The sequence below is a fragment of the Microbacterium paraoxydans genome (assembly GCF_900105335.1).
GTDB classification, from domain to species: Bacteria; Actinomycetota; Actinomycetes; order Actinomycetales; family Microbacteriaceae; genus Microbacterium; species Microbacterium paraoxydans.
On record NZ_LT629770.1, the window covers coordinates 781787 to 804567 of the forward strand.

Sequence of the window (22781 nt, forward strand, 5' to 3'; positions counted from 1 at the left end):
TCGCGCGTAAGGGGCCGGTTCGTACGAGAAGGGGTGGGTCGGGGCTAGAACCAGGAGCTCTCTCGAACTTCGCGCATCGCGATCTTCCGGGTCTCGGGGTCGAGCCGGGAGAGGAAGAGCTTGCCGTCGAGGTGGTCGGTCTCGTGCTGGAGGGCCTGCGCGAGCAAGCCGTCCCCCTCGAGCACCACCGGCTGCCCGTCGAGGTCGATCCCCTCGACCCGGGCCCAGGGGTGGCGCTGCGCGTCGTGCCAGAGTCCCGGCACCGAGAGGCAGCCCTCCCCCGTCGGCTCGGGCTCGCCGCGCACCTCCGTGAGCACGGGGTTGAGGACGTACCCGATCTCGCCGTCGACGTTGTAGCTGAAGGCACGGAGCGCGACGCCGATCTGCGGGGCCGCAACGCCGGCGCGACCGGGGAGCTCGACGGTCTCCAGGAGATCGGTGACCAGGGCGCGCACGCCGTCGTCGATCTCCTCGATGGCCGCGCAGACGGTCCGCAGGACCGGGTCGCCGAAGATGCGGATCTCTCGGACCGTCATCAGGCGGCCTTCGCCCGGAGACCCTCGACGAGGAGCGCCGCGAGTTCGCGTGCCGCCTTCCGCGTCTCGGGGAGGAGGTTCGCGAAGACGATCGTCCCGCCCGCGGCGATCTGCGGGTCGTACGGCACACGCACGACGCTGCGGGCCCGCGACGCGAAGTGCGCCTGGAGCTCTCCGAGACGCACGAGCGGCGTGCCGGGCGTGGACTGGTTGAGCACCACGATCGCATCCCGCGCCTGCTGCGCGTACCCGTTGGTCTCCAGCCACGTGAGCGTCTCGGAGGCCAGTCGCGCCTCGTCGACGCTGAGGCCGGAGACGATGACGATCTGGTCGGCGAGGTCGAGGGTGGCCGACATCACGGAGTGGACGATTCCGGTGCCGGTGTCGGTGAGCACGAGCGAGTAGTAGTGCGCGGCCACATCGGCGACATCGCGGTAGTCGTCGTCGCTGAAGGCCTCGGCGACGCGGGGATCGGCGTCCGATGCGAGCACATCGAGGCGCGTCGCATCCCGAGCGACGATGGCGGAGACGTCGTGGTAGCCCCGCACGTCGTCGCGGATGCGCACCAGGTCTCGCACGGACTTGCCGTGCGCGGCGCGCTGCACCCGGTCGGCGAGAGTTCCCCGATCGGGGTTCGCGTCCACGGCGATGACACGGTCCTCCCGCGCGTCCGCGAGGGCCATGCCCAGGAGCGCCGTGACGGTGGTCTTGCCCACGCCGCCCTTGCGGGAGAGCACCGGCACGAAGCGGGCGCCGCCAGCGAGCGGGGCCGCGATGCGCGCGGTCAGCTCCTTGCGCTCGCGCGCACGGCGCCCGTCGCCGATGTTCAGCCGCCGACCGGACAGCGTGTAGAGCAGATGGCTCCACCCGCCCTCGGGTTCCGGCTTGGCCATACGATGCGGGTCGAGGAGGCGATCGGTGGTGAGGAGGTCCGCGGATTCGCGGGCGGACTCCCCCAACTCGTCGAGGCGCTTCGCGGTGAGCGTCACGTCGGTGCGCGGGCCCGGACGCGTGGGCGCGGAGGCGACGGGCTTGTCGTCGGATGCGGGCATCGTGGTCTCCTTCTGCACGGGTGGCTGCGGGGCGCGCGCCGGCTTAGCCGCCGGGCTCTCTGCACGGTCGGCACCGGCCTTCGCAAGGAAGAGAGCCGCAGCCTCCTCCTCGGCGACCCGAGCCGGGGCGGCATCTGCCATCGGCGCGGGCTCCTCCACCACGACCGCATCGATCACGTCGTCGGTGCGCGGCGGATCCAGGACGGGCTTCGGCGCGGCGGGCAGCGTGAGGTCGTCGACGACGAGGTCGATGCCGACCTCTCCCTCCACCACGCCGTCGTCGGCGAGGTCGTCGTCCTCCTCCGCCGGCAGGGTCACCCGCACCTGCGCGGTCCCGCCGAGGATGCCGATGCCGGCGGTGTCGACGGACGCAGCGTCGTCGAGCACCCCCAGCGGACTGTCCTCGGGATCGGCGTTGTTCTTCGCGGTCACGTGTCACTCCAACCTGTGCGGGCCTCGGGATGCGCCCAGGGTGCGCGGCCTCGCCCGGACAAGATTAGTGCGCCGGTCGGATCACGACCAAAAGATCACCCGCGTCCACCTGCTGCGTCTCGGCGATGGCGTGCCGCTCGACGACCCCGTCCACGGGGGCGGTGATGGCAGCCTCCATCTTCATCGCCTCGATCGACGCGACCGGCTCACCGGCCCGCACCGTCGCCCCCACCTCGGCCTTGAGGGTGACCACTCCGGAGAACGGCGCCGCCACCTGGCCGGGAACGGACGTGTCCGCCTTCTCCACCTCGTGTGCATCCACGGAGATGGAACGATCCCGCACGAACACGGGCCGGAGTTGACCGTTCAGGGTCGTCATGACGGTCCGCATGCCCTTGTCGTCCGCCTCGCCGATGGCTTCGAGACCCACGTAGAGCTGCACCCCACGGTCGATCTCGATGAGGTGCTCCTGGCCGGGGACCAGCCCGTAGAGGTAGTCGCTCGTGTCGAGCACGGACAGATCGCCGTACTGCTCGCGCCGCTCCGTGAACTCGGCCGTGGGCGCGGGGAACAGCAGCGTGTTCAGGCGGGAGCGCCGCTGCGCGCTCGTCCCCGCCAGCTCCGCCTCGTCCTGGTCCGTCAGCGCCGTGAGGCCGGTTCGCACGGAACGGCCGGCGAGCACCTTGGAGCGGAAGGGCTCGGGCCAGCCACCGGGGAGGTCGCCGAGCTCTCCGGCCATGAACCCGACCACGGAGTCCGGCACATCGTACTTCTCGGGGTTCGCCTCGAAGTCGGCGGGATCGGCCTTCACCGCGGCGAGGTGCAGGGCGAGGTCCCCCACGACCTTCGACGACGGGGTGACCTTCGGGACGCGTCCGAGGATGCGGTCGGCTGCGGCGTACATGTCCTCGATGAGTTCGAAGTCGTCCGCGAGGCCGAGAGCCTTCGCCTGCTGCCGGAGGTTCGACAGCTGTCCGCCGGGGATCTCGTGGTGGTACACACGTCCGGTGGGTCCCGGCAGCCCGGACTCGAACGGCGCGTACTGGCGACGCACCGCCTCCCAGTACGGTTCCAGGTCGGAGACCGCGGCGAGGGAGATCCCGCTGTCCCGCTCCGTGTGGGCGAGCGCGGCCACGAGCGAAGACAGCGACGGCTGACTGGTCGTGCCGGACAGCGGGGCCGACGCGGCATCCACCGCATCGACGCCGGCGGCGCTGGCCGCGAGCAGGGTCGCGAGCTGTCCGCCCGGAGTGTCGTGGGTGTGCAGGTGCACGGGCAGGTCGAAGCGCTCACGGAGCGCCGAAACGAGCTTCGCGGCGGCGGCGGGACGGAGCAGGCCCGCCATGTCCTTGATCGCGAGGATGTGCGCGCCCGCGGCGACGATCTGATCCGCGAGTCCGAGGTAGTAGTCGAGGGTGTAGAGCCCTTCCGCCGGATCCAGCAGGTCGCCGGTGTAGCAGAGCGCGACCTCCGCGACCGCGGTCCCCGTGGCGCGGACCGCCTCGATCGCCGGGCGCATCTGCTCCACGTCGTTGAGCGCGTCGAAGATGCGGAAGATGTCGACGCCGCTCGCTGCCGCCTCCGCGACGAAGGCCTCGGTCACCGCCGTCGGGTACGGCGTGTAGCCGACCGTGTTCCGGCCACGCAGCAGCATCTGGATCGCGACGTTCGGGAGGGCCGCCCGCAGCTTGTCCAGTCGCTCCCACGGGTCCTCGCCCAGGAAGCGGAGCGCGACGTCGTAGGTGGCGCCGCCCCAGGCCTCGACCGACAGCAGCTCCGGTGTCAGCCGGGCGAGGTACGGAGCGGCGGCGACGAGGTCCTTCGTGCGGACCCGGGTCGCGAGCAGCGACTGGTGCGCGTCGCGGAAGGTCGTGTCGGTGATCGCGAGGGCGCTCTGCGCACGCAGGCCGCGAGCGAACTCCTCGGGACCGACCTCGAGCAGCCGCTGCCGGGATCCGGGCACCGGTTCGACCGCCAGGTCGATCGGCGGCAGCTTGGTCGCGGGGTCGATGACGCCGGGGTGCGCGCCGTGCGGCTTGTTCACCGTCACGTCGACGAGCCAGTTGAGGATCTTCGTCCCGCGGTCCTTCGAGGCGCGTCCGCGGAGCAGCTCCGGGCGCTCGTCGATGAAGGACGTGCTGACGTCGCCCCGGATGAACGCCTCGTCGTCGAGCAGAGCCTGGAGGAAGGGGATGTTCGTGGAGACACCGCGGATGCGGAACTCGGCGAGGGCACGGCGCGCGCGGGCGACGGCGGCCGGGAAGTCGCGTCCTCGGCACGTGAGCTTCGCCAGCATCGAGTCGAAGTGCGGGCTGATCTGGGCGCCCTGGTGCACGGTGCCGCCATCGAGACGGATCCCCGCGCCGCCGGGCGAGCGGTAGGTCGTGATCTTCCCGGTGTCGGGACGGAAGCCCTGCGTCGGGTCCTCCGTGGTGATGCGGCACTGCAGTGCGGCACCGCGCAGGTGCAGATTCTCCTGCTGCAGTCCCAGCTCGGCGAGGGTCTGCCCCGCGGCGATGCGCATCTGGCTCTGCACGAGGTCGACGTCGGTCACCTCCTCGGTGACCGTGTGCTCGACCTGGATGCGCGGGTTCATCTCGATGAACACGACTTCGCCGGCACGCTCCCCCGCCGTCTCCAGCAGGAACTCGACGGTCCCCGCGTTCTCGTAGCCGATGGAGCGGGCGAAGGCCACGGCGTAGCCGTGCAGGGCCTGGCGCACGTCGTCGTCGAGGTTGGGGGCGGGAGCGATCTCGACGACCTTCTGATGCCGCCGCTGCACGGAGCAGTCCCGCTCGAACAGGTGCACCGTCTCGCCGGTCTTGTCCGCGAGGATCTGCACCTCGATGTGCCGCGGCCGGACGACGGCCTGCTCGAGGAACATCCGGGGGTCGCCGAAGGCGCTGCCGGCTTCCCGCATGGCCTCGGCGAGGGCCGGTCCGAGATCGCCGAGCGTCTCGACGCGCCGCATGCCACGGCCGCCTCCCCCGGCCACCGCCTTCGCGAAGAGGGGGAACCCGATCTCCTCCGCCTGGGCGACCAGGGCGTCGACGTCGTCCGAGGCCTCGGTGGACCGGAGCACGGGGACGCCCGCTTCGACGGCGTGGCGCTTCGCCTCCACCTTGTTGCCTGCCATCTCGAGGACCTTCGCCGGCGGCCCGATGAACACGATGCCGTTCGCCGCGGCCTTCTCCGCCAGCTCGGGGTTCTCCGAGAGGAAGCCGTAGCCGGGGTAGATGGCGTCGGCACCGGCCTCGGTGGCCACGCGGATGATCTCGTCGACATCCAGGTAGGCGCGGACCGGGTGCCCGCGCTCGCCGATCTCGTACGCCTCGTCGGCCTTGAGCCGATGGACCGAGCCGCGGTCCTCGTGCGGGAAGACGGCGACGGTGCGCGCCCCCACCTCGACCGCTGCCCGGAATGCCCGGATCGCGATCTCGCCACGATTCGCCACAAGGATCTTCTGGAACATGCACACCTCTGAGAGCTCGATGCACGGCCGAGGCACGCACATGGGGCGGGGCTGAGTGTTCCCCCAGCCTAGGGGAAGGTAACGTGGTCTCCGTGCACGTACTCAGCGTCAGCTCTCTCAAGGGGGGCGTCGGCAAGACGACCGTGACACTCGGGCTGGCCTCCGCGGCTTTCGCCCGGGGTGTCCGGACGCTCGTCGTCGACCTCGACCCGCAGTCCGACGTCTCCACCGGGATGGACATCCAGGTCGCGGGACGACTCAACATCGCCGATGTGCTGGCGAACCCGAAGGAGAAGACCGTCCGTCAGGCGATCACCTCCAGCGGCTGGGCCAAGGTCCACCCCGGCACGATCGACGTGCTGATCGGCAGTCCGTCCGCCATCAACTTCGACGGCCCGCACCCGAGCGTCCGCGATGTATGGAAGCTCGAGGAGGCGCTCGCAGCGGTCGAGGCGGACTACGACCTCGTGCTCATCGACTGCGCGCCCTCGCTGAACGCCCTCACCCGTACCGCGTGGGCGGCGAGCGACCGCGTCATGGTCGTCACCGAGCCCGGCCTCTTCTCCGTAGCGGCAGCAGACCGTGCCCTCCGTGCGATCGAGGAGATCCGCCGCGGCCTCTCCCCGCGCCTCCAGCCGCTGGGCATCGTGGTCAACCGCGTGCGCCCGCAGTCGATCGAGCACCAGTTCCGTATCAAGGAGCTGCGGGACATGTTCGGCCCTCTCGTCCTCTCGCCGCAACTGCCGGAGCGCACCTCTCTCCAGCAGGCGCAGGGCGCCGCGAAGCCGCTGCACATCTGGCCCGGCGACTCGGCGCAGGAACTCGCCGCAGACTTCGACCAGCTCCTCGACCGCATCATCCGCACGGGTCGGATCCCCGTCCCGGAGACCGGACCGCAGAGCTGAGACCCCGGAACGACGAAACGGCCATCCTCTTCGAGGGTGGCCGTTCTTCGTGGAGCGGGGGCCGTCAGGCGGAGCGCTTGGCGCGACGGGCGGAGAGCTCGTCGACGGGGTCGGGAGCGGAGGCGTCGAAGGCGACGAGCGTCGACTCCACCTCGCGCAGGACCTTGCCGACCGCGATACCGAAGACACCCTGACCGCGGCTGACCAGGTCGATGACCTCGTCGTTCGACGTGCAGAGGTAGACCGAAGCCCCGTCGCTCATGAGGGTCGTCCCCGCGAGGTCGCGGATACCGGCGCGGCGGAGCTCGTCCACCGCGGTGCGGATCTGCTGCAGGGAGATCCCGGTGTCGAGCAGGCTCTTCACGAGCTTCAGGACGAGGATGTCGCGGAACCCGTAGAGGCGCTGCGAACCGGAGCCGTTCGCGCCGCGCACCGTGGGCTCGACGAGCTCGGTGCGTGCCCAGTAGTCGAGCTGACGGTACGTGATGCCGGCCGCACGTGCCGCCACGGCGCCGCGGTAGCCGACCTCGTCGTCCATCGCGGGCAGACCGTCGGTGAAGAGGAGTTCGGTCACGAACCGCGGGTCGCCTGCGAGCTCATCCGCATTCATCTGAAATCCTCCCTGGAACGGTTATCTCCACGGTAGAGCAGGGTCCCGGCACCGGCAACGACATCCGCGCGACGCCGAAGGTGTGTCGCAATCAGTTCGTTACGAAAGGATCCGCGTGAGTGCGTCCTTCACGAACAAGGTCCGGACGTCGTCGATCCGTGTGGCCAGTTCCGGCGCGAGCTCGTTGGCGCGCGCCCGCGAGGCGGCATCGGTTCGGCGCAGCAGCGTGGAGAGCGCCGACTCGATGAGCGAGACCTCACGCTCCGCACCCTGTCGCAGGGAGCGGAGATGACGCGGCTCGATGCCGTGCCGGTCGAGGGCGACGAGCCCACGGAGCAGCGCGACGGTGGAATCCGAGTAGGTCTCCTGCGCGGTGATGACCCCGGTGCTGATGGCGTCGTTGAGCAGCTGCGGGCCCGCGCCTGCTGCAGCCAGCAGCTCGTCACGGCGATAACGACGCGGCGCCGGGGCGATCGAGGGCGGCGGCGCGAGCGCCGCCGTCTCCCCCGAGGCCTCCGCCTCGTCGAGCTGCTCGCGGATGACGCTGAGCGGAAGGTAGTGATCCCGCTGCAGCGTCAGTCCCAGACGGAGCCGTTCGATATCGGCGGAGGAGAACTTCCGGTAGCCGGACTCGGTGCGGGAGGGCCGGACGATGCCCTGCACCTCGAGGAACCGCAGCTTGCTGGAGGTCAGGTCGGGGAACTCCGGAGTGAGGCGTGCGAGCACCTGACCGATACTCAGCAGGCCCGCGGACGCCGAGCGTTCACGGGCGGGAGTTGCCGCCATCAGGCGTTCGCCGCGCGGTCGAGCGGGGACGCGAAGAAGTTCAGACGGAACTTGCCGACGCGCAGCTCGGAGCCGTCCGCCAGGGGGCTGCGGTCCACGCGCTCCCCGTTCACATAGGTGCCGTTGAGGGAGCGCTGGTCGATGATCTCGAACGTCGTCCCGGTCCGGGTGATCTCCGCGTGACGACGGGACACCGTGACGTCATCGAAGAAGATGTCGGCCTCCGGGTGGCGGCCGACGGTGGTCACGTCGGTGTCGAGGAGATACCGCGCACCGGCGAGCGCTCCGGAACGGACGAGCAGCAGAGCCGAGCCCGAGGGCAGCGCCGCGATGGCCGACTGCTCGACATCGGTCAACTCCACGCCGAACGGGACGAACGACAGATCGGAATCGTGTCCGAACGTCTGCGTCACATCGTGTCTCGGCTCGCCGGAGCGATGGATGGCGGCTTCACCGGCCGGTCGGCTGTCGCTGTCTGTCACTGTGCCCTCCTGGCTGTCCAGACTATCCGATCCAGAGGGGTGCGCGGGAGGCCGCTTTCGCACTCAGCGGTCCCATACCGGGGATTCATAGGCTGGACTCGTGAAGACCACAGCTCTGCGCCGCCCGGCGGCCCCGATCGCCCTCGCGGCCACCCTCCTCGCCGCGTTCCTCGTCCTCCTCTCCCCGCTGTCGGCTTCGGCCCACGACGCCCTCGTGTCGTCGTCGCCCGCGGCGGACAGCAGCGTGGAGACGCTGCCCGCGGAGCTGACCCTCACCTTCAGCGCCAAGCTCATCGACGGCGAAGGAGCGACGGAGCTCACCGTCACCGATCCGGCCGGCGAATCCGTGATCGACGGCGCCCCGACGGTCGACGGGGCGATCGTGACCCAGCCCCTGACCGGCTCGGGGCCCGCCGGCGAGTATCGCGTCGTCTGGAAGGTCGTCTCGAGCGACGGCCACCCCACGTCCGGCGAGTTCTCCTTCACCGTCACCGTCGGTGACGAGGGTGCCGCGACGGGCGAGCCCACCACCGCTCCCCCGACCGCGGCGCCGACGACGGAGCAGACCACCACGCCCGAGACGACCGCGACGACGGCACCGGACGCGGGAGACGACGCCGGAGCCGCTTCGACATGGATCTGGGTCCTGGTGATCCTCGGCGTGCTCGCCGCGCTGAGTGTGGTCGTCTGGCTCATCGTGCGCCGTCCTCGGGGACCGGCTCCCACCGATTCCGACGCCCCCTCGGAGCGATAGGCTTAAGGCATGCCACATTACGACGTCGTCATCCTTGGTGCAGGTCCTGGCGGATACGTCGCTGCGGTTCGCAGCGCACAGCTCGGCCTGTCCACCGCGATCATCGAGGAGAAGTACTGGGGTGGTGTCTGCCTCAACGTCGGCTGCATCCCTTCCAAGGCGCTCCTGAAGAACGCGGAGATCGCGCACACCCTGAACCACAAGGCCGACTTCTTCGGGATCTCCGGAGAGTTCACGATCGACTACGGCAAGGCGTTCGACCGCAGCCGCGTCGTCGCGGACGGCCGGGTCAAGGGCATCCACTTCCTCATGAAGAAGAACAAGGTGACCGAGTACGACGGCCGCGGCACCTTCACCGGCCCGAAGGCCATCTCGGTCGCGAAGGCGGACGGCTCCACCGAGGAGGTCACGTTCGACAACGCGATCATCGCGACGGGATCGAAGGTCCGCCTGCTCCCCGGTGTGCAGCTCAGCGACAACGTCGTGACCTATGAGGAGCAGATCCTCTCCCGTGAGCTGCCGAAGTCCATCGTGATCGTCGGCGCCGGCGCCATCGGCATGGAGTTCGCCTACGTGATGACGAACTACGGCGTGAAGGTCACGATCATCGAGTTCCTCGACCGGGCCCTTCCCAACGAGGACGCCGACGTGTCGAAGGAGATCACGAAGCAGTACAAGAACTACGGCGTCGACATCCTCACCTCCACCAAGGTCGAGTCGGTCGTCGACAACGGTTCCTCCGTCACCGTCTCGTACACGGGCAAGGACGGCCAGCAGGCGTCGATCGAGGCCGACAAGGTGCTCATGTCGGTCGGGTTCGCCCCGAACGTCGAGGGTTTCGGACTCGACAAGACGGGTGTGAAGCTGACGGAGCGCGGTGCGATCGACATCGACGACCACATGCGCACGAACGTCGAGGGCATCTACGCCATCGGCGACGTCACCGCCAAGCTGCAGCTCGCGCACGTCGCCGAGGCGCAGGGTGTCGTCGCGGCCGAGACCATCGGCGGCGCCGAGACCATGACGCTGGGCGACTACCGCATGATGCCGCGCGCGACGTTCTGCTCGCCGCAGGTCGCCTCGTTCGGGCTCACCGAGCAGCAGGCCAAGGACGAGGGGCGTGAGATCAAGGTCGCGACCTTCCCGTTCATGGCCAACGGCAAGGCGCACGGCCTCGGCGAGCCGGTCGGCTTCGTCAAGCTCATCGCCGACGCCGAGCACCTCGAGCTCATCGGCGCGCACATGATCGGCCCCGACGTGTCGGAGCTGCTGCCCGAGCTGACCCTCGCGCAGAAGTGGGACCTCACGGCTCTCGAGCTGGCCCGCAACGTGCACACGCACCCGACGCTGTCTGAGGCGCTGCAGGAGGGCTTCCATGGCCTGGCCGGCCACATGATCAACTTCTGATCCGACGCCTCGACGAAGGCCCGGTCCGCGCAACGCGGACCGGGCCTTCTCGCGTCACAGGCCGCGCATCGTGATGAGGCCGGTCGTCCACCCGCGCAGTGCTGAGGAGCCGAGCACGCCGACCAGCCCCTCCCGGACGACGACGACCGGCGCGATAGCCGGAGCCCCCATCGCCATGAAGAACGCGGAACGACGATGCGCCTTCCGCGTGGTCCGCCATACCTCCCGGGCGAAGCCGTCCAGGACGGGGACGGCGCCCCGGTCGGTCCGGCGCAACGCGTCCCGCAGCCGGAGCGCATCCGCCCAGCCCAGGTTCATGCCCTGACCGCCGATCGGGCTCACCTCGTGCGCGGCGTCCCCGAGCAGGACGATCCGTCCGCGATGCAGCCGCCGCGCGGCGTGCTGGGCCGCGCGGAACGACGACACGGGCGCGGCGGGGTCCACGTCGAGAGCGTGCCCCGTCCGCTGCTCGACGAGGCCTGCCAGCTCAGCAGCCGATGCCACCGTCCTGCCACGGTCTTCGCGCACCACCCAGCGGTGCCGCCCGCCCGGCAAGGGGAAGGACTCGACGAGGCCGTCCGGCTCGAAGTACAGCACGGCGCGATCGTCGGCCTGCGGGGCATCGACGTCGAGCATCGCGTAGTCCGCGCTCCCCGACCGCGGGTCCCAGCCGGCACCGAACGCCGTCCGGAAAGGACTCCGCACGCCGTCGGCGACGATCACGATCGACGCCGTCTCTTGGCGGCACCCGTGCTCGTCGTCGATCCCGGCCCGCACGAAAGGCCCCTCGTCACGGAGAGACCTGACGGTGCGACCGGACTGCAGCGCATCCGGTTGCAGCGCCCGGAGGCGGCCTCGCAGCAGTTCCTCGGTGCGCGGCTGCGCGAGCGTGAGGATCGGACGTTCGGACGGGAAGGTCAGGGCGGCGAGCCGCCGCCCGCGACTGCGGACCTCACCGCCGAACAGCCGGAGCGCCTCGGAGCGCACCTCGGTGCCCACCCCGGCGGCATCGAGGGCATCGAGCCCCGGACGGTGGATCCCGATCGCGCGCGTCTGCGTACCCTGGTCCGTGCGACGCTCGTACACCCGCACCCGGCGGCCGTCCTGCGCCACGAGGCAGGCGAGGAGCAGCCCGACCGGACCGCCCCCGACCACGAGGACGTCATGGTCGACCATCTGCGCCCTCCCAGCGCAGCTCGAGTCGTGCGGGCAGGTGCGACCGCACCTCCCAGTCCGACGGGGCGACGGCCGCGAGTTCCTGGGGAGTGTACGAGCGGCGGATGCTCAGGAGACCGTCGACCCGGATGAAGGACCCGGCGAGGAGGTTCCGCGCGAACGGCCAGGTCCCGGCCGCGAACGCCCCATACGCCAGACGGCTGCGGGCGATGTCGTGGTGGGAGACGAGTCCGCGGTCGCCCACCAGCGCACGCGAGTCGGCGAGCACCGCGTGCAACGCTGCGGCGTCGAGGTGATGGAGGACGTGGTTGGAGAGGACGATGTCATAGGTCTCGCCCGCCGCCACGAGGTCGCTGGAGAATGCGTGACGATAGCGGATCCCCGCACCGTCGTCGTGTGCCGAGGCCCAGCGGATCGCGCGCTCGTCGGCGTCCAGAGCAGTGATGTCGGCCCGGAGGCCATCGCGTCGCAGTCTCCGGACGAGGTCGCGACACAGGTCTCCCCCGCCGGCGCCGATGTCGAGGATGCGCAGCGGACGCCCTGCCGCCGCCCGGGGGCGGATGTCGCGTCGATACAGCCGCCCGGGGCGTGAGACGACCGCGTTGACGGCGCTGAAGCGCCGGTACGTGCGGCCGAGCGCCTCCTCGTCCGCGTCGGGGTCGTCCATGAGCTCGACGAGGTCGGCGGCGCGCGCCGACAGATCCACGCTCACGGTGCGGGAGCGACGACTGTCAGCAGCGCGCTCTCGGCGGTGAGGCCAGGTCCGAAGGCCATCGCCGCCACGCGGTCGCCGGCCTCCGCGCCCTCCTGTTCGAGGATGCGCTTCAGCACGAACAGCACGGTCGCGCTCGACATGTTCCCGAACTCGCGGAGCGTCTCGCGCGCGGGTCGCAGCTGCCCGTCGCTCAGGGCCATCCGCTCCTGCACGCGGTCGAGGATGCTCCGCCCTCCCGGGTGGATCGCCCAGTGGCGCACCCGGTCGCCCACCCGCCCGGCGGCGAAGGCCTCCGCCAGCCCCTCCTCCCGCCCGTAGAGCGGCGCCAGTGCCCCGATGATCGACTCGCCGATGATCTGCGGGACGGCGGTCGACAGGATCATCTCGAAACCGGAGTCGCCGATCGTCCAGGCCATGTCGTCGACACCCTCCGGCACGATCGCGGTGTGGAAGCCGTCGAGCCGGAGCGCGGGGACGGCCGTGGGCAGGTCCCGTGCCGTCACGATCCCTGCGGCAGCCCCGTCGGCGAACAGGGAGGAGGCCACGATGGTGTCCGGATCCTCGGAGGAGCGCAGGTGCAGCGTGCACAGTTCGACACTGACGACGAGGACGACCGCGTTCTCATCGGCCGCGCAGAACTGTGCGGCCGCGCGGAGAGCCGGCATCGAGGCGTAGCAGCCCATGAAGCCCAGGTGGTACCGCTGGACGGCGTCGGACAGGCCGAGCCCGCGCACGATCTCGTATTCGGGTCCCGGGGCGTGGAAGCCCGTACAGGAGACCGTGATGACGTGCGTCACGTCCGCCGGGTCCAGGTCGGGGTCCGCCTCGAGGGCGCGGCGCGCTGCCTCGACGAAGAGACGGGACGCCTCGCGCGTGTAGACGTCATTGCGCGCCTTCGTGCCCGGCGCCAACAGCCGTCCCGAGCCGCGGTCATAGAACAGCGGCTCGTCCGGGGCGGCGTCTTCGGCCAGCTCCGCGATCACGGTGTGCCGTGTGTCGATGCCGGAGACGTTGAACGACGTCGCCACGATGCGCTGCGCCAGCCGTCCCAGCCCGGGCTGCGCGGCGAAGACGTCGCGCACCTGCTCCTGCACGAGGACGGTCTCGGGGACGATCGTCTGCAGCGATCGGAGCACGGGCGGTCGACTCATGTGGTCACTCAACCACCCCGCGACCGCACGCGGAAAGGGGTTGCATCCGAGGAGTCGGCGGCCTAGAAGCCGAGAGCCCGGGCGAGCTTCGAATCGGAGCCGGCCTCGCGACCGCCCGCCGCCCGCACGGCGCGCTCGATCGCCGCGAAGAACGCCGCGCGACCGGCGTCGTCGGACGGAGCCGCCGGTCCGAGTTCGACCTCCCATTCCCGCCACGCCCGACGTGTTCCGCCGCGCAGATCGGTCGCGCGCACACGGTCGTCGACGAACTCCGCCACGACGCCGTCCGGTCCGGTGAGGAGGTAGGCCGTCCGGTCGTTCTCGATGCGTGCGAGCGGCTCCAGCGGCGCGGTCGTCCAGGCGGCGATCGCTGCGCGCACCGCCGTCGGCACCTCCTCGCCACCGAGGGGCCAGCCCTGTTCGACCCGGCCGTCGCCCTGCCGCGGGCCCTTGATGTGCCAGCCCTCGTCCGGTCCGCCGGAGCGACGGCGCACCGCGACGCCGGCACGGGCCAGCGTTCCATCCGCGGTGTCCAGATAGCGGGCGTCGAGAGCGCGGTGCTCACCGGGCGAGACCGCATCGACTCCGGGGATCGCCGTCCAGTCGGGCAGGGGCGTCCCCTCGTCGACGTCGTACTTGCGCTCGACCTCGACGGTGCGAGAGGGCTCAGTCATCCTCGAGCGTGAGGTCCTCGAGGGCTTCCTCGAACCAGTAGTCGATCTCGGTGGGGCCGTCGCCCTCGCCCGTGTTCTGCGGCTCGCCGCGGCGGTTGTAGACCACCTGCGTCTCGCTGTAGGGGACGATCAGCTTGTCGTCCGCGTCGTCGTCGAGGGGGATGATCTGCCCGTCCAGCGGGCCGCCGTGAAGTCGTGCGAGTGCCATGTGCCCAGGGTAGCGCCGCCCTCCCTCATTCGGGGCGACCCGCCCGGTCAGCCGCCGAGGACGCCGAGGACCGCCCCCGCGATCATCCACGGGCCGAAGGCGATGCGGGTCCTCCGATCGGCCCGTCCCGCGGCGAGGAGCACGAGCGCGTAGACGGCTCCGAGCGCGAAGGCGGACGAGGCGCCGAGGAGGAACGCGCCCCAGCCGTGCCAGGCGAGGACGAGTCCGATCACGAGGGCGAGCTTCACATCGCCTCCGCCCATGCCCGCCCGGCTGAGCAGCCTCAGGGCCGCATAGAAGCCGCCGAGCACGAGGGCCCCGAGCAGGCCCCGCCCCAGCGCGGCCGTGTCGGCGGTGGCGACGGCGTCGGCGGCCGCCGCCAGGAGCAGCAGGAACAGGGTCGGCAGCACGATGCGGTTCGGGAGCCGGTGCGTGCGCGCATCGATCACAGCCAGCAGGATGCCGACCGCGAGGAGGCCGCCGTGCACGAGACCGACGAGGGCGAGACGGATGTCCATCCCGGCAGGTTAGGGAGATCCGGGAGGGCGCGGAGAGCCTTGTGGACAACCCGCCAGGCGATGTCGGATGTACGAACTAGCGTCAGTCGTGTCACTTGCTTTATTCGTACATATCTTCGAGGATGGACATATGGGGATCGGGCTCGATGCGATGACCGCGCTCTCTCCGACCAGCGACACCCGCGCCGGAGAGGTCCTGCGGCTGCGCCGCGAGATCAGCCGGATGCAGCGACGGCGCAGCGAGCACACGCTCCTCCCCCTCGATCCCGCCTTCGCCGCACTGCTGCCGGAGGAGGGGCTGCAGACGGGCACCTCGTACACCGTCTCCCCCTCGCCCGCCCTCGTGCTCGCGCTGCTCAGCGCCTCCTCCGACCGCGGGCACTGGTGCGCGGTGATCGGCATGCCCACCCTGGGGGTCGAAGCCGCTGCCGCCTACGGCATCGACCTGAGCCGACTGATCCTCGTCCCCGACCCGGGGGACCGCTGGCTCGCCGTCGCATCCGCGCTGGCCGAGGTGGTGCCCCTGATCGTCGTGCAGCCCACGACGAGGGCACGGGACGCCGATGTGTCCCGACTCAGCGCCCGTCTGCGCGACCGCGGGTCCACGCTGCTCGTGGCGGAGGAACCGGGCGCGGGGCGCTGGGCGCAGAGCGAGGGGACCATCCGGCTGCACGACCCGGACTGGCATGGGCTCGGCGAGGGGTGGGGGCTGCTCTCGGACTGCACGGTGACGGTCACGGCGCGGACCAGGCACAGCCCTCGCGCCTCGAGCGTGCGTGTCCGACTGCCCGGCGGGCACGGAGCCGTGGAGACCGTGGTCGCAGAGCTGACCGCCCTGCCGCCGCTCGCTCCCTCTGCGACGGACGGCGCTGAGGCCGGGTCATCCGACCTCCTCTTCTGGGCGGAGGCGGGATGAACGCCCCTCTCCGTGTCCTCGTCCTCTGGTTCCCCGACTGGCCGCTGCGAGCGGTGCTGGGCGGAGGGCCGCATCCGCCCACGGCCCTGGTGCAGGCCAACACGGTCGTCGCCTGCACCGCATCCGCTCGCGCGCACGGCGTCCGCATCGGGCAGCGTCGCCGCGTCGCCCAGGGACTCCTCTCCTCGCTGCAGGTCCTCCCCCACGACGCCGAGAAGGACGAGCGTGCCTTCGTCCCGGTGCTGCAGCTCATCGAGAAGCACGCCCCTGGCGTGACGCTGCTGCGCCCCGGCCTCGCGATCCTGCGCGCTCGCGGGATCGCCCGCTATCACGGCGGAGAGGCCGAGGCGGCGACAGCCCTGTCCGCGATCCTCGCCGCTGCCGGCTTCCCCGAAGTGCGTGTCGGCGTCGCCGACGGACCCTTCACCGCCGAGATCGCGGCCCGAGGAACGGCGTCCTGCACGGTCGTGCCCCCGGGCGGCTCCCGCGAGTTCCTGGCCCCCTACCCCGTGCAGGTGCTCCGCGACGAGCAGATCAGCGATCTCCTCCTCCGCCTCGGCGTGCGCACTCTCGGCGAGTTCACCGCGCTCGCCCCTCTCGACGTCCGCGACCGCTTCGGCGAGCACGGTGCCCGCCTGCAGGCCCTCGCCGCCGGCGCCGACTCCCGGCCTCTGGCTCCCCGGCCGCCCGACCCCGAACTGGCCAGGACCATCGAGTTCGAGTCCCCTCTCGGAGGCACCGACCAGGTGGCCTTCGCCGTGCGGCAGACCGCCGATGCCGTGATGCTCGCTCTGGCGGACGCGTCGCTCGTGTGCACCGAGGTGCGGATCGACCTGACCGACGACGACGGCGCCGTCCACTCCCGCACCTGGCTGCACCCGACGAGCTTCGACGCCGCCGACCTCGTGGACCGTGTGCGCTGGCAGCTGGAGGCGGTGGCCGCCCTGACCGCGAGCGCGCCCGTCGACGAGGCGAGGGCATTCGGGGGCATCGTGGCCGCCCGCCTCCTCCCCGTCGCAGTGGATGATGCGGCCCACCATCAACCTGGACTCTTCGGCTCGGGCACCGATGAGCGACTGCATCACGCGGTTTCACGGGTGCAGACCATGCTGGGGCATCAGGGCGTGGTCACCGCCGCCCTCTCCGGAGGGCGCTGGCTCGCCGATCGTCAGGTGCTCACGCCGTGGGGCGAGCGCCCGGTCCCGCCTCGTGATCCGCGGTCCCCCTGGCCGGGGAGCCTTCCCGACCCTCTCCCCTCCGAGGTGTTCCGCCCACCGCGCCCCATCGGCGTCGTCGCCGCGGACGGGAGCACGATCGACGTCGACGATCGTGGCGCCCTCACGCACGACCCCGCCCGCATCGACGGGGCGGCCGTGCAGGCCTGGGCCGGCCCGTGGCCCGTGCATGAACGGCGGTGGAGCACGGGCGGCGGCAAACGAGGACACCGGCTCCAGATCATCGACGACCGCGATCGCGCCTGGCTGGTCTTCCTGGCCGGCGAGCGCTGGTGGGCTGAGGGGAGGTACCGCTGATGGGCTGGCACAATCCGCCGTTGACCTGGGATCAGCTCGAACGCACCCTCAGCGGAGAGCCCACTCCCGAAGCGACCTCCGCACCGCGGGGGCTCCGCCCGGATCCCGGACCGGTGAGTCGTCCGCGGAAGCGCGTCCCCCCGGCCCTCCCGGAGCGTCCGGAGGAGGCGGTGCCCTATGCCGAGCTGCACGCGCACTCGTCCTACTCCTTCCTCGACGGGGCGTCCTCCCCCGAGGACCTCCTCGCGGAGGCCGAGCGTCTCGGCCTGAGCGCGCTCGCCCTCACCGACCACGACGGGTTCTACGGCGCCGCGCGCTTCGCCGAGCTGGCGGAGCTCATGGAGCTGCGGCTGCAGACCGTCTACGGCGCCGAGCTCTCCCTCGACCTGCCCTCCGCTCCGCAGGGGGCCGCCGATCCGCCGGGCACGCATCTGCTCGTGCTCGCCCGGGGCCTCGAGGGGTACCACCGCCTGTCGGGAGCGATCACCGCGGCCCAGCTCCGCGGCGGGGAGAAGGGGCGCCCGGTCTACGACCTCGACGAGCTCGCGGCGACCGCCGACGGGCACTGGACGATCCTCACCGGCTGCCGCAAGGGGGCGGTACGACAGGGGCTGGAGGCCGGAGACGCGGCCGCGCCGCTGCACCATCTCGTCGGACTTTTCGGACACGACAATGTCTCCGTCGAGCTCTTCGACCACGGCGATCCGCTGGACACCCGGCGCAACGACGCCCTCGCCGACCTCGCCCGCCGGATGCGGCTGCCCGTCGTGGCGACCAACAACGTGCACTACGCCCGCCCGGACCAGGCCCCTCTCGCCGAGGCGGTGGCCGCGGTCCGCGCGGTCCGGAGCATGGACGAGCTCGACGGCTGGCTGCCGGCCCATGGCGGCGCGCACCTGCGCAGCGGGGCGGAGATGACGGCGCGCTTCCGGCGGTACCCCGGTGCGATCTCGCACGGCCTGGAGCTGGCCGCGGCCTCGGCCTTCCCACTTCGGATGGCCCGCCCCGCCCTCCCCCGTCAGGACGTCCCGCCGGGGCACACGCCGATGAGCTGGCTGCGGCACCTGGTCTGGGAGGCGGTCCCGTCGAAGTACCCGCGGCTGGACGCGGACGGCCGCCGACGCATCGCCCGCGAGCTCGACGTGATCGAGGAGAAGGACTTCCCCGGGTACTTCCTCATCGTGCACGGCATCGTGACGGAGGCCCGGCGACGCGGCATCCTCTGCCAGGGCCGGGGTTCGGCGGCGGCGAGCGCGGTCTGCTATCTGCTGGGCATCACCGCGGTCGACCCGATCCTCTACCGTCTCCCCTTCGAGCGCTTCCTCGCCACCACCCGCACGGAGGAGCCGGACATCGACGTGGACTTCGACTCACGGCGACGGGAGGAGATCATCCAGTGGGTCTACCGGGAGTACGGAAGGGAGCGGGCAGCCCAGGTGGCGAACGTCATCCAGTACCGGCCGAAGAACGCCGTCCGCGACATGGCCAGAGCCCTGGGGCACTCTCCAGGACAGCAGGACTCCTGGTCACGGCAGGTGGACGGCTGGGGATCAGGGCTCGAACCCGTGGAGGGCCACGACATCCCCGACACCGTGCTCGACTACGCGGCCGAGCTGCTGAAGGCTCCACGGCATCTGGGGATCCACTCAGGCGGCATGGTGCTCACAGCCCGGCCAGTCGGAGAGGTGGTGCCGGTCGAGCACGCCCGCATGGAGGACCGCACCGTCATCCAGTGGGACAAGGACGACGCCGCCTTCATGGGACTGGTGAAGTTCGATCTGCTCGGTCTGGGCATGCTCGCGGCGCTGCAGCACTGCTTCGACCTGGTCCGGGAGGCGACGGGCGAGGAGTGGACGCTGGAGACCCTGCCGAAGGAGGAGGCCGGCGTCTACGACATGCTCTGCCGGGCCGACTCGATCGGCGTCTTCCAGGTGGAGTCCCGCGCGCAGATCGGGCTGCTCCCCCGGCTGCAGCCGCGACGCTTCTACGACCTCGCCATCCAGATCGCCCTCATCCGCCCCGGCCCCATCCAGGGCGGCGCCGTGCACCCGTTCGTCCGTCGGAAGATGGCGAAGGACAAGGTGGACGAGGCGAACCGGGAACGGGAGGCCAGGGGCGAGCCCCCGGAGGAGTTCCCCATCCCCTACCCGCACAGCGACCTCGAGGACATCCTCGCGCGGACACTCGGCATCCCCATCTTCCAGGAGCAGCTCATCCAGATGGCCACGGCCGTCGGCGACTGCACGGCCGACGAGGCCGATCTGCTGCGCCGGGCGATGGGATCGAAGCGGGGTCTGGAGAAGATCGAGAAGGTCAGGGACAAGCTGTACGCCGGGATGGCCCGCCGCGGGCTCGTCGATGAGGCCGCCGACCGGATCTACGCGCAGATTCAGGCGTTCTCGAACTTCGGCTTCGCCGAGTCCCATTCCCTGTCCTTCGCCCTACTCGTCTACGCGAGCTCGTGGTTGAAGCTGCACTATCCGGCCGCCTTCCTCGCGGGCCTGCTGCGGTCGCAGCCGATGGGCTTCTACTCCCCCGCGACCCTCACGGCGGATGCCCGTCGGCACGGCGTGGAGGTCCGTCGCCCGGATCTCCATCTCTCCTCCGCCACCGAGACCCTCGAACCCCTCACGCCGGACGCCGCAGGGACGACCGGGAGAGACGACTGCCTGGCCGACCCGCAGCCGCCCGTGCACCGCTTCGACCGGAGCGCACCGGACGAGTCCGCGGCGCACCGGCGGGACGGACGGTTCGCGGTGCGCCTGGGACTCAGCGGCATCCGCGGGATCGGCGTGCCGATGGCGGAGCGCATCGTCGCCGAGCGGGAGGCACACGGTCCCTACCGCGATCTGCACGACCTCGTGCGCCGGACCGACGCGACGGCCGCTCAGTTGGAGGCCCTCGCCACCGCCGGAGCCTTCGCGTGCCTCGGGTTGGAGCGCCGGGAGGCCATCTGGCTCGCCGGGGCCGCCGCGGAAGACCGCGCCCGTTTCCTCCCGGGGACCACGGTGGCGGTGCAGCCGCCGCTGTTCGCCGACCAGACCAGCTACGAGCGCCTCTCGGCCGACCTCTGGGCGACCGGCATCTCGACCGACGACCACCCGATGACGCACTTCCGCGACGACCTCCGGGCTCGCGGCGTCCTGACGGCCGCGGACCTGCAGCGGCATGAGACCGGACGACGCGTCGAGGTGGCCGGTCTCGTCACCCATCGACAACGACCCGCCACGGCCGCCGGCGTCACCTTCGTCAACCTCGAGGATGAGAGCGGGTTGGTGAACGTGATCTGCTCGACGGGGGTCTGGGGTCGGTTCGGTCGTATCGCCCGAGAGTCCCCAGCGCTCATCATCCGCGGCATCCTCGAGCGCTCACCGGAGGGGGTCGTCAATGTGCTCGCCGACGCCTTCGAAGACCTCCGCACGGGGGTCATGCACCGCTCGCGGGACTTCCGATGAGTCCGGTGCCCGGTGAGTCCGGTGCCCGAGGGCCCGGCTTCCGGCGGTCACCAGAAGCGTTCGGGCTCTTCCGGCGGGGGCCGGTCCGATCCACCCCAGCGATCCGCCTCCGCCTTGGCCGCGTTGACCGCCGCATCCGCGCCGCGCAGAGCGATGCCCGCGCCGCTGGCCGACGGCCCGATGGGGTCGATGAGCAGCGACGTCCGCGGAGCGACACCCACGGCCACCGTGCAGTCGAGGACACGACCGATCCAGTGCGTCACCTCGGCTCGCGGCTCCTCGGCGCGGCGGTAGCGGATGCCGGTGTCCAGATCGAGCAGCGAGAGGACGACGGGTTCATCCGTCTGCGGGTCGACGAGTTCGGAGACCTCGACCCGGTGCCCGACCGGGAGGGCCACCTGACCGGCGAAGACGAGCATCCTGTCCATGTCCCCACCCTACGGAACGGCCCGTATCGGCGACAGAGCCGAGAGCCGCGCAGAATTTTTCGAAGAAACTTTTGTCCCCCAAATGGCGGACAAGAGGATTAAGGGATATTCTGCTCTTCGTAGCGGGGGCTACCGGCTGAATCTCTGGGGGATCGGCCGTAGAGACAGCGAGACTTCGCCGCCTCCCCAACCGTCCGGGTAGGACGGTGAGCCCTCTCGGCAGCACCGGGTTGGGGCGGTCCCGTCGAGAGGGCATACCCCGCGGCTAGCCATCGTCCTGCTGGGCGTCAACCCCGGCGAGGGCACGCACCGCTCGGACTACGGTCGTTCGTCATGACGTCTCTCCCCTGTCTCGAACGCCGCGCCGGCTCACCTGCCGCCGGAGGACGTCAGTCGTCGGCGGGTTCGTCGACGCCGTCCTCATCCAGCGGCACTTCGATGCGCTGCTCCGCAGCGTCCGCCGGGTCCGCCTCGATGGGGTGCGGCTCCGGTGCCGAGGGGGTCGGCGCTTCCGGATCCTCGGGAACCTCCTCCGCAAGGCGCTCCTGCTCCTGCAGGTCGGCCTCGGGCTTCACATCGTCGATCGGATGGTCATTGAGAGACATGGCTTCTCCTCCTTCGGTGTGGGTACCTCCAGCCTGCCGAGGCCGCACGACAGCAGCAAGGGGCTTGACCCGACGGAGGCGGCCGTGACGAGGAAGAGCGGGCAGGGCCGGGTACGCATCGGCGTCTCCGGGTGGCGGTACGCCCGGTGGCGCGGCGACTTCTACCCGCGCGGCCTGCCGCAGCGTCGAGAGCTCGAGCACATCGGATCGCACTTCCCCACCGTCGAGCTCAACGGCTCGTTCTACTCGCTGCAGCGGCCCGAGAGCTACCGCCGGTGGGCGGCGAGCGTTCCCGACGACTTCGTGTTCGCGGTCAAGGGCTCCCGCTACGTCAGCCACATGCTGCGGCTGCGCAACGTCGAACAGGCGCTGGCCAACTTCTTCGCCTCGGGCGTCCTCGCCCTCGGTCCCCGGCTCGGCCCGATCCTCTGGCAGCTCCCCGCGCGGCAGCATTTCGACGCCGAGATCGTGGAGGCGTTCCTCGACACCCTCCCGCAGACGGCGGCGGAGGCTCTCTCCCTCGCCCGGCGGCATGACGAGCGGCTGCAGGACCGGACGTGGCTGGAGATCGATGCCGACCGCCCGCTCCGCTACGCCCTCGAACCGCGTTCCGATTCCTTCGCCGACCCGTCGAGCCTTGGCCTCCTGCAGGAGCACGGAACCTCCCTCGTCATCGCCGACACCGCCGGGAAGTGGCCGCGGTTCGACGCCCTCACCGCGGACTTCGTCTACATCCGTCTCCACGGCGCGCAGATGCTCTACCACAGCGCCTACACCGAGGAGGAGCTGCGGGAGTGGGCGAGGCTCATCCGCGGGTGGGCCGACGGGACCGGAGCCGACGACGGGAAGCCGCGCGACGTCTTCGTGTACTTCGACAACGACGCCCGCGGGCACGCACCCCACGACGCCCTGGCGTTGAGCGCCCTCGTGACGGACCTCGTGACGGACACGCCCTCCTGACGCGGCG

Annotated in this window: 21 protein-coding genes; 7 read left to right on the top strand and 14 right to left on the bottom strand. The window is 71.0% G+C overall.

All coding sequences use genetic code 11. From position 1 onward, the window contains the following. Positions 1 to 44: 44 nt before the first annotated feature. The 3 genes from def to BLU02_RS04005 form a co-directional block, all read right to left on the bottom strand. Entirely contained in the window at positions 45 to 536 is a 492-nt protein-coding gene (gene def, locus BLU02_RS03995) for a peptide deformylase (protein ID WP_060921158.1), read from the bottom strand. Beyond that, a complete protein-coding gene (locus tag BLU02_RS04000) occupies positions 536 to 2020 on the bottom strand; it encodes a MinD/ParA family ATP-binding protein (protein WP_060921157.1) in 1485 nt (494 codons plus the stop codon). Before BLU02_RS04000 ends, def begins: the two co-directional genes overlap by 1 nt. Positions 2021 to 2084: 64 nt before the next feature. Then, positions 2085 to 5492 (bottom strand): pyruvate carboxylase, encoded by a 3408-nt coding sequence (locus tag BLU02_RS04005; protein WP_060921156.1) that lies wholly within the window; start codon positions 5490 to 5492, stop codon positions 2085 to 2087. Between the two features lie 92 nt (positions 5493 to 5584). Between BLU02_RS04005 and BLU02_RS04010 the strand changes: the two genes are divergently transcribed. Beyond that, positions 5585 to 6397: a ParA family protein gene (locus BLU02_RS04010; RefSeq protein ID WP_060921164.1), complete on the top strand. Its 813-nt coding sequence runs from the start codon at positions 5585 to 5587 to the stop codon at positions 6395 to 6397. Positions 6398 to 6461: 64 nt separating this feature from the next. Here the strand turns inward: BLU02_RS04010 and BLU02_RS04015 are convergent, their stop codons facing one another. The 3 genes from BLU02_RS04015 to BLU02_RS04025 all read right to left on the bottom strand — a co-directional run bounded on the left by BLU02_RS04015 (position 6462) and on the right by BLU02_RS04025 (position 8275). After that, the gene (locus BLU02_RS04015) at positions 6462 to 7007 is read right to left on the bottom strand and encodes a MerR family transcriptional regulator (RefSeq protein ID WP_060921155.1); all 546 of its coding nucleotides are present in this window, start codon (positions 7005 to 7007) and stop codon (positions 6462 to 6464) included. 99 nt (positions 7008 to 7106) lie between these two features. After that, a complete protein-coding gene (ftsR, locus tag BLU02_RS04020) occupies positions 7107 to 7793 on the bottom strand; it encodes a transcriptional regulator FtsR (protein WP_060921154.1) in 687 nt (228 codons plus the stop codon). Then, complete coding sequence (locus tag BLU02_RS04025) at positions 7793 to 8275, bottom strand: FHA domain-containing protein (protein WP_060921153.1); 483 nt, start codon at positions 8273 to 8275, stop codon at positions 7793 to 7795. Before BLU02_RS04025 ends, ftsR begins: the two co-directional genes overlap by 1 nt. 100 nt (positions 8276 to 8375) lie before the next feature. On the opposite strand from BLU02_RS04025, the gene BLU02_RS04030 reads away from it, so the two are divergent. Together BLU02_RS04030 and lpdA are read left to right on the top strand one after the other, a co-directional pair. After that, positions 8376 to 9029: a copper resistance CopC family protein gene (locus tag BLU02_RS04030; protein WP_060921152.1), complete on the top strand. Its 654-nt coding sequence runs from the start codon at positions 8376 to 8378 to the stop codon at positions 9027 to 9029. A gap of 9 nt (positions 9030 to 9038) precedes the next feature. Beyond that, positions 9039 to 10436, top strand: a complete 1398-nt coding sequence (lpdA, locus tag BLU02_RS04035) for a dihydrolipoyl dehydrogenase (protein ID WP_060921151.1) — start codon at positions 9039 to 9041, stop codon at positions 10434 to 10436. Positions 10437 to 10490: 54 nt separating this feature from the next. Here the strand turns inward: lpdA and BLU02_RS04040 are convergent, their stop codons facing one another. From BLU02_RS04040 to BLU02_RS04065, 6 genes are all read right to left on the bottom strand, one after another. Next, positions 10491 to 11612 (bottom strand): FAD-dependent oxidoreductase, encoded by a 1122-nt coding sequence (locus tag BLU02_RS04040; RefSeq protein WP_060921150.1) that lies wholly within the window; start codon positions 11610 to 11612, stop codon positions 10491 to 10493. Then, positions 11599 to 12324, bottom strand: coding sequence for a methyltransferase domain-containing protein (locus tag BLU02_RS04045; RefSeq protein ID WP_060921149.1), 726 nt, complete (start codon positions 12322 to 12324; stop codon positions 11599 to 11601). The genes BLU02_RS04040 and BLU02_RS04045 overlap by 14 nt, the downstream gene beginning before the upstream one ends. Beyond that, complete coding sequence (locus BLU02_RS04050; protein WP_231919635.1) at positions 12321 to 13478, bottom strand: type III polyketide synthase; 1158 nt, start codon at positions 13476 to 13478, stop codon at positions 12321 to 12323. Before BLU02_RS04050 ends, BLU02_RS04045 begins: the two co-directional genes overlap by 4 nt. Before the next feature lie 62 nt (positions 13479 to 13540). Then, complete coding sequence (locus BLU02_RS04055; protein ID WP_060921147.1) at positions 13541 to 14152, bottom strand: CYTH domain-containing protein; 612 nt, start codon at positions 14150 to 14152, stop codon at positions 13541 to 13543. Further along, positions 14145 to 14360 (bottom strand): hypothetical protein, encoded by a 216-nt coding sequence (locus tag BLU02_RS04060; protein WP_025105115.1) that lies wholly within the window; start codon positions 14358 to 14360, stop codon positions 14145 to 14147. Before BLU02_RS04060 ends, BLU02_RS04055 begins: the two co-directional genes overlap by 8 nt. Positions 14361 to 14407: 47 nt before the next feature. Beyond that, entirely contained in the window at positions 14408 to 14878 is a 471-nt protein-coding gene (locus BLU02_RS04065; protein ID WP_060921146.1) for a prepilin peptidase, read from the bottom strand. Positions 14879 to 15008: 130 nt separating this feature from the next. On the opposite strand from BLU02_RS04065, the gene BLU02_RS04070 reads away from it, so the two are divergent. The 3 genes from BLU02_RS04070 to BLU02_RS04080 are packed head-to-tail and all read left to right on the top strand — an operon-like array spanning position 15009 to position 20781. After that, positions 15009 to 15794: a DnaE2-dependent mutagenesis accessory factor ImuA' gene (locus BLU02_RS04070; protein WP_060921145.1), complete on the top strand. Its 786-nt coding sequence runs from the start codon at positions 15009 to 15011 to the stop codon at positions 15792 to 15794. After that, positions 15791 to 17326: a DNA polymerase Y family protein gene (locus BLU02_RS04075; RefSeq protein ID WP_060921144.1), complete on the top strand. Its 1536-nt coding sequence runs from the start codon at positions 15791 to 15793 to the stop codon at positions 17324 to 17326. The genes BLU02_RS04070 and BLU02_RS04075 overlap by 4 nt, the downstream gene beginning before the upstream one ends. Further along, complete coding sequence (locus BLU02_RS04080; RefSeq protein WP_060921143.1) at positions 17326 to 20781, top strand: error-prone DNA polymerase; 3456 nt, start codon at positions 17326 to 17328, stop codon at positions 20779 to 20781. The genes BLU02_RS04075 and BLU02_RS04080 overlap by 1 nt, the downstream gene beginning before the upstream one ends. A gap of 47 nt (positions 20782 to 20828) precedes the next feature. On the opposite strand, the gene BLU02_RS04085 is transcribed toward BLU02_RS04080, so the two are convergent. Beyond that, a complete protein-coding gene (locus BLU02_RS04085) occupies positions 20829 to 21209 on the bottom strand; it encodes a hypothetical protein (protein ID WP_060921142.1) in 381 nt (126 codons plus the stop codon). Positions 21210 to 21598: 389 nt separating this feature from the next. Next, positions 21599 to 21814: an Rv3202a family protein gene (locus BLU02_RS04090; protein ID WP_060921141.1), complete on the bottom strand. Its 216-nt coding sequence runs from the start codon at positions 21812 to 21814 to the stop codon at positions 21599 to 21601. Between the two features lie 84 nt (positions 21815 to 21898). Between BLU02_RS04090 and BLU02_RS04095 the strand changes: the two genes are divergently transcribed. Continuing rightward, positions 21899 to 22774, top strand: coding sequence for a DUF72 domain-containing protein (locus BLU02_RS04095; RefSeq protein ID WP_060921140.1), 876 nt, complete (start codon positions 21899 to 21901; stop codon positions 22772 to 22774). Positions 22775 to 22781: the final 7 nt, after the last annotated feature.

Bases quoted from the DNA above. Each gene is read 5' to 3' on its own strand.
- def (WP_060921158.1), bottom strand. From the start codon at position 536: ATGACGGTCCGAGAGATCCGCATCTTCGGCGACCCGGTCCTGCGGACC.
- BLU02_RS04005 (WP_060921156.1), bottom strand. From the start codon at position 5,492: ATGTTCCAGAAGATCCTTGTGGCGAATCGTGGCGAGATCGCGATCCGG.
- BLU02_RS04015 (WP_060921155.1), bottom strand. From the start codon at position 7,007: ATGAATGCGGATGAGCTCGCAGGCGACCCGCGGTTCGTGACCGAACTC.
- ftsR (WP_060921154.1), bottom strand. From the start codon at position 7,793: ATGGCGGCAACTCCCGCCCGTGAACGCTCGGCGTCCGCGGGCCTGCTG.
- lpdA (WP_060921151.1), top strand. From the start codon at position 9,039: ATGCCACATTACGACGTCGTCATCCTTGGTGCAGGTCCTGGCGGATAC.
- BLU02_RS04040 (WP_060921150.1), bottom strand. From the start codon at position 11,612: ATGGTCGACCATGACGTCCTCGTGGTCGGGGGCGGTCCGGTCGGGCTG.
- BLU02_RS04050 (WP_231919635.1), bottom strand. From the start codon at position 13,478: ATGAGTCGACCGCCCGTGCTCCGATCGCTGCAGACGATCGTCCCCGAG.
- BLU02_RS04055 (WP_060921147.1), bottom strand. From the start codon at position 14,152: ATGACTGAGCCCTCTCGCACCGTCGAGGTCGAGCGCAAGTACGACGTC.
- BLU02_RS04060 (WP_025105115.1), bottom strand. From the start codon at position 14,360: ATGGCACTCGCACGACTTCACGGCGGCCCGCTGGACGGGCAGATCATC.
- BLU02_RS04065 (WP_060921146.1), bottom strand. From the start codon at position 14,878: ATGGACATCCGTCTCGCCCTCGTCGGTCTCGTGCACGGCGGCCTCCTC.
- BLU02_RS04070 (WP_060921145.1), top strand. From the start codon at position 15,009: ATGGGGATCGGGCTCGATGCGATGACCGCGCTCTCTCCGACCAGCGAC.
- BLU02_RS04075 (WP_060921144.1), top strand. From the start codon at position 15,791: ATGAACGCCCCTCTCCGTGTCCTCGTCCTCTGGTTCCCCGACTGGCCG.
- BLU02_RS04080 (WP_060921143.1), top strand. From the start codon at position 17,326: ATGGGCTGGCACAATCCGCCGTTGACCTGGGATCAGCTCGAACGCACC.
- BLU02_RS04085 (WP_060921142.1), bottom strand. From the start codon at position 21,209: ATGGACAGGATGCTCGTCTTCGCCGGTCAGGTGGCCCTCCCGGTCGGG.
- BLU02_RS04090 (WP_060921141.1), bottom strand. From the start codon at position 21,814: ATGTCTCTCAATGACCATCCGATCGACGATGTGAAGCCCGAGGCCGAC.